4 protein-coding genes, 4 tRNA genes and 3 rRNA genes are annotated in these 13,373 nt (G+C 39.3%); 3 read left to right on the plus strand and 8 right to left on the minus strand.

Translation table 11 applies throughout. The annotated features are described in order from the left end of the window. The first annotated feature begins 167 nt into the window (after positions 1-167). Positions 168-4,094 (plus strand): starch-binding protein, encoded by a 3,927-nt coding sequence (locus tag AC061E_RS09845; protein WP_478286087.1) that lies wholly within the window; start codon positions 168-170, stop codon positions 4,092-4,094. A gap of 270 nt (positions 4,095-4,364) precedes the next feature. Here the strand turns inward: AC061E_RS09845 and AC061E_RS09850 are convergent, their stop codons facing one another. Beyond that, a complete protein-coding gene (locus tag AC061E_RS09850) occupies positions 4,365-4,823 on the minus strand; it encodes an Lrp/AsnC family transcriptional regulator (protein WP_478286106.1) in 459 nt (152 codons plus the stop codon). Between the two features lie 271 nt (positions 4,824-5,094). On the opposite strand from AC061E_RS09850, the gene AC061E_RS09855 reads away from it, so the two are divergent. Both AC061E_RS09855 and AC061E_RS09860 read left to right on the plus strand, forming a co-directional pair. After that, entirely contained in the window at positions 5,095-6,321 is a 1,227-nt protein-coding gene (locus tag AC061E_RS09855) for an aminotransferase class I/II-fold pyridoxal phosphate-dependent enzyme (protein WP_478286088.1), read from the plus strand. A 462-nt stretch (positions 6,322-6,783) separates the two neighbouring features. Then, the gene (locus AC061E_RS09860; RefSeq protein WP_478286107.1) at positions 6,784-6,924 is read left to right on the plus strand and encodes a hypothetical protein; all 141 of its coding nucleotides are present in this window, start codon (positions 6,784-6,786) and stop codon (positions 6,922-6,924) included. A gap of 108 nt (positions 6,925-7,032) precedes the next feature. On the opposite strand, the gene AC061E_RS09865 is transcribed toward AC061E_RS09860, so the two are convergent. The 7 genes from AC061E_RS09865 to AC061E_RS09895 all read right to left on the minus strand — a co-directional run bounded on the left by AC061E_RS09865 (position 7,033) and on the right by AC061E_RS09895 (position 12,509). Continuing rightward, positions 7,033-7,118, minus strand: a tRNA-Leu gene (locus AC061E_RS09865). Between the two features lie 6 nt (positions 7,119-7,124). Then, positions 7,125-7,197: transfer RNA gene (locus AC061E_RS09870), tRNA-Phe, on the minus strand. 58 nt (positions 7,198-7,255) lie between these two features. Further along, positions 7,256-7,365, minus strand: a 5S ribosomal RNA gene (rrf, locus tag AC061E_RS09875). Between the two features lie 173 nt (positions 7,366-7,538). After that, positions 7,539-10,424, minus strand: a 23S ribosomal RNA gene (locus AC061E_RS09880). A gap of 188 nt (positions 10,425-10,612) precedes the next feature. Then, a tRNA-Ala gene (locus tag AC061E_RS09885) sits at positions 10,613-10,686 on the minus strand. 104 nt (positions 10,687-10,790) lie between these two features. Then, positions 10,791-10,864, minus strand: a tRNA-Ile gene (locus tag AC061E_RS09890). Between the two features lie 131 nt (positions 10,865-10,995). Next, positions 10,996-12,509: ribosomal RNA gene (locus tag AC061E_RS09895) — 16S ribosomal RNA — on the minus strand. Together the 16S, 23S and 5S rRNA genes with 4 tRNA genes alongside form the textbook arrangement of a ribosomal RNA operon. Positions 12,510-13,373: the final 864 nt, after the last annotated feature.

The raw sequence follows: 13,373 nt of genomic DNA on the forward strand, positions 1-13,373 counted from the left end.
GATTAATTCATTAAAAATACTATTAGTTTTTTTGTTTGTGTTAGAAAACATAAAGTTACAAACACTATAACGTAATAGTAGCCAATAAAAAACATTAAATATATTTTTTATGTTAATAATATATACATTTAATAAAAAATTATAATATAAACGTAAAATATCGAATCATGAAAAAAAATCTACTACTATTTTATGTACTTTTAATTCCTTTTGTTTTTGTAAATGCACAAGTTAATACAACTTATTTATGGCATTTGCATCAACCAACCTATTGGGGCGATCTAAGTAAAAAGAATCCCAACAGGTACCAAATTGCAAAAGAATCACAAGATTTAAAAGTTTCTGGTGCTAATAATGACAAAAATGGACTCGCTCACCCTACAAATAATTTGGAAGAGATTTTTGGTATAGGCGACCGTGTTGCTGCTTATCAATTTGCTCCAAAAAATGCTATTAATTCTATTCGAGATTTAGCCAAAGCAGGAGCACAAATAACATACGGAGGTTCCCTACTTGAAAACGTTAATGAACTCGCCCAAGCCAATCAATGGGGCTATTCCAATTCATGGATTCAGAATATTAAAGATGCTAAATCATGGAAAACATCTGGTGGCTTTCCTCGTATGGAAATGGTTTCCTTCACGATGCATCACGCCCTTTCTCCTCTATTGAGCGACGAAGCCTTGAAAAAAGAAATCAAAGCACATCAATATTACTCGGCACAATTGTTTGGCTCACATGATTCAAAAGGATATTGGCCCGCAGAATGCGCTTTCTCTGAAAGAATTATAAAAACATTGAAAGAATGTGGTATAGAATGGTCAGTGATTGCTAATAGTCACTTATCTAGAACTTTATCTGATTATCCTGTAAAATATGGATCTGGAGGAACTATGTGTGATGTTCCCAACAAAGCAGATCAGGTTGACACCAAAGGAAACACTTGGTTTTCGGCTCAAAAAGATGCTCGCGGCGGTCAGTTTGCAGTTCCTTATTCATATCTTCCATATAAAGCAAAATATGTAGATCCAGAAACAGCACAAGAATACAAAATAACAGTTGTACCTATGGCCGATTATGAAAGCTACGAAGATGGATATGCAGCAATTGGTACTTCACTAATTGCTCCTATTGTTGCCAAGGCTTCTACTTCTCCAAGACCTCCTTTAGTATTATTTGCTCATGATGGCGATAATGCTTGGGGTGGCGGCTCGTCCTATTACAATGAATCAGTTACAGGATTTACGCATGCATCGGCTGCAAATGGAAACATCCCAACAACGATACCTCAGTATTTAAAAGATAATCCAGTTCCCGAGTCAGAAGTAGTACATGTTGAAGATGGTTCATGGGTAAATGCTGATGGTGATTTTGGGCACCCGCAATTTACCAATTGGCTTTGGCCGTTCTTTGATCCCGTTACCAAAAAATTCAATCCAAATGGTTGGACCGAAGACATGATGAACCAAGCTATAACTACTGCAGGTGAAAACCATGCTATCATGGCAGAGCAACTAGAAGGAAACAATCTTAGAATAAGCGAAATTGTTAATCCTACTGCTGCTATAAGTCCAGCTGAAAAAGCATGGCACTTTTTGATGGCCGGTTATGACAGTGGGAATGCTTATTACGGTCTAGCAGAAGACTTAGAAATAAAAACAACACTTGCTGTAAATCGTTGCGTTCAATTTGCAAAACCTACACTTGATGCACATCTAGGTGTTGATGCAACAAAACCCTCCGTTTTCATTCCGCAACGCTGGCCTTATAACCCAGGTGAGAGAGGATATGGCGCGCCTTATGCCTACAAGGATTTCTTGAATTCAGCAGACTTCACTGTTTATACTTTTGCCTATGATGTGAGTGGCATTCAAAAATCAGAATTAAAATACCGAGTTGATATTGATGGAAAGAACACAGTTAGTTCAAATCAAAACGAAATTTACGCTGGAGGTAGCGAAGTTGGAGCATGGATATCATTGCCAATGACCGAAAGAGTTTTCCCAAAAGGAAATTTCACCAATAGCACACAGGCCGATTTATACATGTTGCCAGACGTAATTGCCAATCAATATTCTGCTGAAATTGCAGGAATTTCTGAAAAATTATTAGATTATTATGTTGAAGTGACGGATAAAAAAGGAAACATAACTAAATCAAAAATTCAACATGTATGGGTTGGAAAAAATCTGGATGTAGCTCCAAAAGTTGCATTTACTCCTAATGCAGGCAACTCTACTGTTGCTTTGGATGTAACAATCACAGCAACGGACAGTACAGATCCAAAACCAAAATTGTATTACACCACAGATGGAACAACCCCTACTATTACATCAAGTTTCGTAGAGTCTACCAAAACAATTACCGTCTCACAAAATACTACAATTAAAGCACTTGCTATAGACAAAGATGGAAACTCATCAGAAATTATAACAAAACAATATTCTATTGGAGCAATTCCTGAATTCACAGTTTATTTTAAAAAACCAGCCAACTGGAATACTGCTGTAAAAGTATATTATTGGTCACCAACAGGAACTGCGCCCGTTGTAGCCTATCCTGGAGTGGCAATGACAAAAGATTGCGGAGATTGGTACAAATATACTTTCCCAACGACAGTCAGTGCTTCAAATTTATTATTTAATGACGGAACCCTAAAAACTGCCGACTTAAATACTTCAGCAGGAATTAAATATTATGACTCAGCTTGGTTAATTGCAGAACCTAATAACAGATGCCCTGTAATTGCTCCCGATTTTACGATCTCGCAGGCAGGAGGAACTTTTACAACTGGAACTACTGTGAATGTTACATTAACAGCGAATGAAAGCACCTCTACAATTTATTATACTTTGGATGGAACAATACCTACAACAAGTTCTGCAACTTCAGTAGGTTCTAAAATATTGGCAATAACAAGCACAACAACCCTTAAAACTTTTGTCAAAAATACAGCTGGAGTTAGTTCTGCCATTAAAACAGAAACTTATACTTTTAATGCTCCAAGTACATTTACCGTTTATTTTAAAAAGCCAACAAACTGGAAAACTACTGTAAAAGTCTATTACTGGTCACCAACTGGAACTGCTCCAGCCGTAACCTATCCTGGAATAGCTATGACACAAGATTGCGGAGATTGGTATAAATATACTTTCCCGTCAACAGTTAGTGCCACAAATTTATTATTTAATGATGGAAATCTGAAAACAGTAGATTTAACTGCCACAGCAGGAATTAAATTTTACGATACGGCTTGGTTAAGTGTCCAACCTACGAATAGATGTCCTGCAATCGTGCCTGATTTTACAAATTCAAAACCTGGAGGTACCTTTACAACTGGAACAACTGTAAATGTTGTTTTGACAGCTAATGAAACAGCATCTACTATTTATTATACCTTAGATGGAACAACTCCAACAACTGCTTCGGCTTCTGCAATTGGAACAAAATCGTTTGCTTTCACTGTTAATACTACATTAAAAGCGTTTGTTAAAAATACTAGCGGTGTAGTTTCAGCAGTTAAATCCGAAGTTTACAATTTTAGTACACCTACAACTATTACGGTTTATTTTAAACCACCCATGAGCTGGACAACTGTTCCAAAAGTACATTATTGGAATGCTGTTCCGTCAGGAAGTGTTACCAATACAACTTGGCCAGGCGTACCAATGGTTGCAGACACAAATGGTTTTTATAAATACACGATAACCGGCCCAACGTCTGTAAATATAATTTTCAATAATGGCTCTAGCGGATCTGCCAATCAAACACCTGATTTATTAAATAAAACCAATGGATACAGCTATACTTGGGGAGTAACTACTTCTAAAATAGGTTCTAAATCTGTAGTAACACCTGAAGAAGAAACCTATCTTATACGTTTGTATCCAAATCCTGTAAACGAAACTTTGCAAATTAATTCAACAAGCCTTTTAAGCAGTTACAGTATCATTTCGACACAAGGAAGTATTGTGCAGGAAGGAAAATTAAATGAAGGAAGCATTGATGTAAGCCGCTTGAGTATTGGTCTTTATTATGTTACCATCAGATTAGAAAATGGAAAAGAAACTATGCAAAAAATCATTAAAAAATAGTTTCGTTAAGTAAAATAAATGCTTTATGTTAAGAAAAGCCGTTCTGAAAAATTCTCAGAACGGCTTTTCATTTTATATTTCTAAATACAGTCATTTTCAAAATCATTTTGCTCTTTTAAACAAAAAAAATAAACTAAAACTTCAGTCAATTACAAATTCAAAATAAACCTTACATTAAAAATCTAATTCTTCATTCTACTCAACCAATAAATTAAACCTAAAAGTAAAGCCGAAAAATTTAATATAGAATCGAAATCACTTTAATACACACTAAAACTCCACCACAGTAGTATATTTTACTTCGTTGATCATAAATGTACTGTGTGTACTACCAATATGTTCTAATGTAGTTAATTTGGTTACCAAAAATTCGCGATAGGCCTCCATATCCTTTACTACTACTTTTAAGATATAATCATAATCCCCGCTTACATGATGACATTCAATGACTTCTTTAAGTTGAATGACCTTACTTTCAAACTTTGCAATGAACTCTTTAGTGTGCTGAATTAATTTAAGATGACAAAAAACCACAAAACCTTTTTCGACTTTCGAACGATTTATTAAAACAACATATTTATCGATAACACCTTCCCTCTCTAATTTTTTAATTCGTTCATATACTGCCGTTACAGATAGATTTAACTTTAAGGAAAGCGCCTTGGTTGTTTTTTTACTATCTGATTGTAATAAATACAAGAGTTTCTTATCAATAGCATCTAAAATCATATTCTTGAAATTTAAAAATGAAAAAAATCTATACAAATCCTATTTTTGATGCTAATTTAGAAAATTTAATCGCATTTAATACTTTTTATAGTTTAAAAATCTAAAATCAACAAGTAATATTGATTATTAATCTAGAACACTGTTATTTTGGAATATAATTAATCTTAGAACCGTAGTCCCCTAGCCCTGATAGAAGCGGCATCCTTTTATGCGCCTCAGCGAATAAAAGATATAGCGAATAGCAGGAATAGCTTAAAAAAAAAACATCTTTATGAAAAATTTCAATCCCGCAGATAACATTCAAGATTTACAGTATTTTGGCGAATTTGGAGGTGTCAATCCATCCATTTCTGATTCCTCAACCTATACTTTTCTTTCGGCAAAAACCATGTTTGATACCTTTGAAGGCAACATGGAAGGTTGCTACTTGTATTCTCGTCATTCATCACCAAGTAATTTATATTTAGACAAAGCCTTAGCTGCTATGGAAGGAACAGAGTCGGCAAATGTTTCGGCATCGGGAATGGGAGCTATTACACCTACGTTATTGCAACTTTGCGGAACTGGTGATCACATTGTTTCGAGCAGAACAATCTATGGTGGAACGTATGCTTTCTTGAAGAATTTCACTCCAAGGTTAGGCATTAAAACCACCTTTGTTGATATTACAAAACTAGATGTTGTAGAAGCTGCTATAACTCCAGATACTAAAGTTCTATATTGTGAAACAGTGAGTAACCCGTTACTTGAAGTAGCGGATATAAAAGGACTTTCTTTGATTGCTAAAAAATACAACTTAACACTAGTCGTTGATAATACTTTTTCGCCATTATCTGTTTCTCCAGCAAAATTAGGCGCTGATATTGTAATTCATAGTTTAACAAAATACATAAACGGCAGTAGTGATACTGTTGGGGGTGTAACGTGTGCATCGCAAGAATTTATCAATAGCTTAAAAAATGTAAATAGTGGAGCCAGTATGTTATTAGGACCTACAATGGATAGTTTGCGTTCAGCTAGTGTGATGAAAAACTTAAGAACACTTCACATAAGAATGAAACAACACAGTTACAATGCTATGTATCTAGCCGAACGTTTTGAAAATGAAGGGTTAAAAACGGTTTATCCTGGTTTAAAAAGTCACCCTAGTAATGAATTATATTCGTCTATGATTAATCATGAGTATGGTTTTGGAGGTATGATGACGCTTGATGTAGGTACTTTAGAAAAAGCAAATGCCTTGATGGAATTAATGCAAGAAAAAAACTTAGGTTACCTAGCTGTGAGTCTAGGATTTTATAAAACTTTATTTAGCGCACCGGGAACTTCAACTTCAAGCGAAATTCCAATGGAAGAGCAAATAGAAATGGGATTGACTGATGGCTTAATTCGATTTTCAATAGGTTTGGATAATGATATTGAAAGAACGTTTCAAATGATGAAGCAATGCATGATAGAATTGAACGTACTGACATCAGAATCCATTTTGGCAGAGTAGTGCATTTATTTTATAATTTCAAAAAAGGCGACAAAAATACTTTGTTGCCTTTTTTTATCCCTAATATTATAAAAATTACCATAACAATTAAATCTATGTTCAACACAAAACCACAATAAACTTATTATTTAGAATTTCAATAGGACTAAGGAAATTGAATTTTCAAATTGGTCTATTATTTATATTCTAATTTTTAATTCTTTCGTTAGTTATATTTCTCAAATCAGTTTAATCATGTTTAGCCTCAATTAAACAATCAAGAAGAGCCGAAATTAAATTTGCTCTCTATCCAGAAATAAAAAAGCTTACAATTTATCTCAACAATTGAGAAGTATCTACAACACAAATAACGATAAAAATATTGCAATGCTAAAATTAGCTTATTGGTATAAAAAAGTTGAATAATCAGGATTTAAAAACTTCAATATTGTTCTAAATACAATAACAGTCAATGATCAATCAATACTAAACTACTTTTTCAATAGAAGTACAAATGCAGCTTCACATTCATTTAATGCAAAAATAAAAACTTTTAGAAGTCAGTTTAGAGGAGAAAGGAAAATAGATTTCTTCTTATTCAGATTAACTAATATTTTTGCATAATCCCCAACTTTTAAACTTGATCATCTTTTTCCAAGATCTAAAATTTAAATTTAGTACAATATAAACGAAAAACCCTCCAACACATATGTGTTAGAGGGTTTTTCTATGTACTCAGAGCGGGACTTGAACCCGCACGAACATTGCTGTTCACTGGATTTTAAGTCCAGCGTGTCTACCAATTTCACCATCCGAGCTGGTTGTGGTACCTCCAGGGATCGAACCAGGGACACATGGATTTTCAGTCCATTGCTCTACCATCTGAGCTAAGGTACCTTACTTGTAAAAAGTAAATGATAAAAAAAAGCCCATCCGATTAGAATGGGCTTTCAAAGAAAGGCGACGACATACTCTCCCACATAACTGCAGTACCATCTGCGCAGGCGGGCTTAACTACTCTGTTCGGGATGGGAAGAGGTGAGCCCCGCCGCAATAACCACCTTAAGATTATTGTTTAAGGAGTTTCAAGTTTTTATAGTTTCAGGTTTTTCAACCTGTAACATTAAACATCAAACTTTAAACGCAGCTTTGCTGCAATATCTTAACATACTGAGATAAAGAATATAAAAAGTGTATTAGAAAGTTTCTCCCTCCCGATTACTCGGGAGGAAAAGGGTGTACATAAGCTTACGGGTTATTAGTACTACTCGACTATGACATTACTGCCTTTACATCTATAGCCTATCAACGTGGTCATCTCCCACGACCCTTAAAAGAAATCTCATCTTGTGGTGGGTTTCGCGCTTATATGCTTTCAGCGCTTATCCCTTCCAAACGTAGCTACTCTGCGGTGCCACTGGCGTGACAACAGATACACTAGAGGTTTGTCCAATTCGGTCCTCTCGTACTAGAATCAGATCCACTCAAATTTCTTGCGCCCACAGTAGATAGAGACCGAACTGTCTCACGACGTTCTGAACCCAGCTCGCGTGCCACTTTAATGGGCGAACAGCCCAACCCTTGGGACCTTCTCCAGCCCCAGGATGTGACGAGCCGACATCGAGGTGCCAAACCCCCCCGTCGATATGAGCTCTTGGGGGAGATCAGCCTGTTATCCCCGGCGTACCTTTTATCCTTTGAGCGATGGCCCTTCCATGCGGAACCACCGGATCACTATGCTCTACTTTCGTACCTGATCGACCTGTATGTCTCTCAGTCAAGCTCCCTTATGCCATTGCACTCTACGCACGGTTACCAAGCGTACTGAGGGAACCTTTAGAAGCCTCCGTTACTCTTTTGGAGGCGACCACCCCAGTCAAACTACCCACCAAGCAATGTCCCCCACATTATGGGGTTAGGCCTCAGATAAACAAAGGGTTGTATTTCAACAATGACTCCACAACGCCTAGCGACGCCACTTCACAGTCTCCAACCTATCCTACACATCATTTATCCAAGGTCAATACTAAGCTATAGTAAAGGTGCACAGGGTCTTTTCGTCCCACTGCGGGTAAGCGGCATCTTCACCGCTACTACAATTTCACCGAGCTCATGGCTGAGACAGTGTCCAGATCGTTACACCATTCGTGCAGGTCGGAACTTACCCGACAAGGAATTTCGCTACCTTAGGACCGTTATAGTTACGGCCGCCGTTTACTGGGGCTTCAATTCAATGCTTCTCCGAAGATAACATCTCCTCTTAACCTTCCAGCACCGGGCAGGTGTCAGGCCCTATACTTCATCTTACGATTTTGCAGAGCCCTGTGTTTTTGATAAACAGTCGCCTGGACCTCTTCACTGCGGCCAGCATTGCTGCTGGCGACCCTTCTCCCGAAGTTACGGGTCTATTTTGCCTAATTCCTTAGCCATGAATCTCTCGAGCACCTTAGGATTCTCTCCTCGACTACCTGTGTCGGTTTGCGGTACGGGTACTTATTACCTGAAGTTTAGAGGTTTTTCTTGGAAGCCCTTAGGCGCACTATCTCTTCTACCGAAGTATCCGAGTACTATCGTATTTCCCCAAAACCCGTGGATTTGCCTGCGGGTCTTATAGGTAGGTACTTCAACGAACTATTCCGTCAGTTCGCGGCGCTTTCATCACTCCGTCACCCCATCACAGTAATAACTAGTACGGGAATATTAACCCGTTGTCCATCGACTGTCCCTTTCGGGTTCGCCTTAGGTCCCGACTAACCCACAGCTGATTAGCATAGCTGTGGAAACCTTAGTCTTTCGGTGTGCGGGTTTCTCGCCCGCATTATCGTTACTTATGCCTACATTTTCTTTTCTAACCAGTCCAGCATGCCTTACGACACACCTTCAACCCTGTTAGAATGCTCCCCTACCACTCCATAATTTAATATGAAATCCATAGCTTCGGTAATACGCTTATGCCCGATTATTATCCATGCTCGTCCGCTCGACTAGTGAGCTGTTACGCACTCTTTAAATGAATGGCTGCTTCCAAGCCAACATCCTAGCTGTCTGGGCAGACAAACCTCGTTCTTTCAACTTAGCGTATATTTGGGGACCTTAGCTGATGGTCTGGGTTCTTTCCCTCTCGGACTTGGACCTTAGCACCCAAGCCCTCACTGCACGGAAACATTATATAGCATTCGGAGTTTGTCAGGAATTGGTAGGCGGTGAAGCCCCCGCATCCAATCAGTAGCTCTACCTCTATATAACTTTATGCCGTGCGCTGCACCTAAATGCATTTCGGGGAGTACGAGCTATTTCCGAGTTTGATTGGCCTTTCACCCCTACCCACAGGTCATCCGAAGACTTTTCAACGTCAACCGGTTCGGACCTCCACACTGTGTTACCAGCGCTTCATCCTGCCCATGGGTAGATCACACGGTTTCGCGTCTAACACTACTGACTAAAGCGCCCTATTCAGACTCGCTTTCGCTACGGATCCGTGGCTTAACCACTTATCCTTGCCAGCAACGTTAACTCGTAGGCTCATTATGCAAAAGGCACGCCGTCACCCCACGAAAGGGCTCCGACCGCTTGTAAGCGTATGGTTTCAGGATCTATTTCACTCCGTTATTCACGGTTCTTTTCACCTTTCCCTCACGGTACTGGTTCACTATCGGTCTCTCAGGAGTATTTAGCCTTAGCGGATGGTCCCGCCAAATTCAGACAGGGTTTCACGTGCCCCGCCCTACTCAGGATACCACTATTCATTATACTCGTTACCCATACGGGACTATCACCCTCTATAGTGTCACTTTCCAGTAACTTCCGGTTCCTTGTACATAAAATATCGTGGTCCTACAACCCCAACATTGCCGTAACAACATTGGTTTGGGCTAATCCGCGTTCGCTCGCCACTACTTACGGAATCACTTTTGTTTTCTTCTCCTCCGCCTACTTAGATGTTTCAGTTCAGCGGGTTTGCCCACCTATCGGTGTACTATCTCTTCAAGATAGTGGGTTGCCCCATTCAGGTATTTACGGATCAACGCATGTGTGCTGCTCCCCGTAACTTTTCGCAGCTTATCACGCCTTTCATCGCCTCTGAGAGCCAAGGCATCCCCCATACGCCCTTATTTTGCTTATTGTACCAATCTTAAATTTAATTAAGACCGTTTTCTTTGTCTTTTACTATAAATAGTAAAAAACGCTTTCTACTTTTTATTATTTCTTATCTCAATATGTCAATGAACTTTATTTAGGTCGAAAGTTATAAAGTCTAAGGTCATAAAGTCATACTTTTGACTTTCAGACTTTAGTCTTTCGACTAAATTTGTGGAGAATAACGGAGTCGAACCGTTGACCTCCTGCGTGCAAGGCAGGCGCTCTAGCCAGCTGAGCTAATCCCCCGTTTTTAGTTGGCAGTTATCAGTCGCAGTTCGCAGTTGGATAACGTGCTCACTTTAACGTGATTTCACTCTTCTTCTAAAATTTCCTTATTTAAGTCTAAATAGTTGTCTCGGACAGACTCGAACTGTCGACCCCTACATTATCAGTGTAGTACTCTAACCAGCTGAGCTACGAGACACTCTTATTCTTAAATTTTTATTCTTTTTTTTTAAATTAACAGCAAGAGTAATAAAATGTTGGTATCTGTTTCCAACTTGAACTTTCGTCTTCTTTCCCTAGCGTGTATTACTACTAACACTAAGGCTCTAGAAAGGAGGTGTTCCAGCCGCACCTTCCGGTACGGCTACCTTGTTACGACTTAGCCCTAGTTACCAGTTTTACCCTAGGCAGCTCCTTGCGGTCACCGACTTCAGGCACCCCCAGCTTCCATGGCTTGACGGGCGGTGTGTACAAGGCCCGGGAACGTATTCACCGGATCATGGCTGATATCCGATTACTAGCGATTCCAGCTTCACGGAGTCGAGTTGCAGACTCCGATCCGAACTGTGACCGGTTTTATAGATTCGCTCCTGGTCGCCCAGTGGCTGCTCTCTGTACCGGCCATTGTAGCACGTGTGTAGCCCAAGGCGTAAGGGCCGTGATGATTTGACGTCATCCCCACCTTCCTCACAGTTTGCACTGGCAGTCTTGTTAGAGTTCCCGACTTGACTCGCTGGCAACTAACAACAGGGGTTGCGCTCGTTATAGGACTTAACCTGACACCTCACGGCACGAGCTGACGACAACCATGCAGCACCTTGTAAATTGTCTTGCGAAAAGTCTGTTTCCAAACCGGTCAATCTACATTTAAGCCTTGGTAAGGTTCCTCGCGTATCATCGAATTAAACCACATGCTCCACCGCTTGTGCGGGCCCCCGTCAATTCCTTTGAGTTTCATTCTTGCGAACGTACTCCCCAGGTGGGATACTTATCACTTTCGCTTAGCCACTGAACTTGCGCCCAACAGCTAGTATCCATCGTTTACGGCGTGGACTACCAGGGTATCTAATCCTGTTCGCTACCCACGCTTTCGTCCATCAGCGTCAATCCATTAGTAGTAACCTGCCTTCGCAATTGGTATTCCATGTAATCTCTAAGCATTTCACCGCTACACTACATATTCTAGTTACTTCCTAATAATTCAAGTCAGACAGTATCAATGGCCGTTCCACCGTTGAGCGATGGGCTTTCACCACTGACTTATCTGACCGCCTACGGACCCTTTAAACCCAATGATTCCGGATAACGCTTGGATCCTCCGTATTACCGCGGCTGCTGGCACGGAGTTAGCCGATCCTTATTCTTACAGTACCGTCAAGTCTCTACACGTAGAGGTGTTTCTTCCTGTACAAAAGCAGTTTACAATCCATAGGACCGTCATCCTGCACGCGGCATGGCTGGATCAGGCTTGCGCCCATTGTCCAATATTCCTCACTGCTGCCTCCCGTAGGAGTCTGGTCCGTGTCTCAGTACCAGTGTGGGGGATCTCCCTCTCAGGACCCCTACCCATCGTTGCCTTGGTAAGCCGTTACCTTACCAACTAGCTAATGGGACGCATGCTCATCTTTCACCGTTGTGACTTTAATAGTGGTTTCATGCGAAACTGCTATACTATGAGGTATTAATCCAAATTTCTCTGGGCTATCCCTCTGTGAAAGGTAGATTGCATACGCGTTACGCACCCGTGCGCCGGTCTCTAGGTCCGAAAACCTATACCCCTCGACTTGCATGTGTTAAGCCTGCCGCTAGCGTTCATCCTGAGCCAGGATCAAACTCTTCATCGTATATTGTTTGTTCGCCGTGGCGAACTATTGTTATTCGACTCAGTTCTAGTGGTTTTTTCAAATCTTCCGATTCTATTACTCTTATTCTTTATGTTCTGTTCTTGCGAACAAAACGGCTGTCAATTCAATATGTCTAGGAACGTATTCTTACTATTTTTTCGCCTTTCGTTTGTTTCTCAAAGCGGGTGCAAAAGTAGCTATTCTTTTTTTAACTGGCAAGAAAAAATTGAAGTTTTTTTGAGATAATTTTTACCTCGTTTACTTCTCTATTTCTTATCAATCTTTCAAGGAACTTCCGTTGTTTTGCGGGGTGCAAAGATAACTTTCATTTTTAAATCTCACAAGCTTTTTTTAAAGTTTTTTTTTAAAGAGTAAATCCCTAATCACTTCGTTTTTCTTGCCAGTATTTTAAAGAACGTCTGCGTCATTGCGGGTGCAAAACTACAACCTTTATTCGCTTTTACAAGCTTTTTATTCGCCTTTTTTTAATCTTTTCTTAACTTTTAAACTAAAGTACTGATTAAACGACTCTTAAAACCTAAACTTTTTTTAAGTTATTTTGAATTAAGATAGTTTTACTGTGAAATCATAGCATTGATGGGGATTTCATTACATTCTACATACAACGACCTCTATTATATATAGGTAGTACTATTTATTACTACAACATCAAATACTATTATATGTAGACACCACCGTTTACTATAGTAACAATTATAAAATCATATACCATTATATATAGATACTACCATTTACTACGATAACAACATTAACATCAAACGACATTATATGTAGCTACTACCTATACCATGATAAACAATTATAATATATAGGTAGTTTTCATACTTATCCAAGAAAAACGTC

The organism is Flavobacterium sp. GNP011 (assembly GCF_056428925.1).

Coding starts and splice junctions, on each gene's coding strand:
- AC061E_RS09845 (WP_478286087.1), top strand. CDS start 168: ATGAAAAAAAATCTACTACTATTTTATGTACTTTTAATTCCTTTTGTT.
- AC061E_RS09855 (WP_478286088.1), top strand. CDS start 5,095: ATGAAAAATTTCAATCCCGCAGATAACATTCAAGATTTACAGTATTTT.
- AC061E_RS09850 (WP_478286106.1), bottom strand. CDS start 4,823: ATGATTTTAGATGCTATTGATAAGAAACTCTTGTATTTATTACAATCA.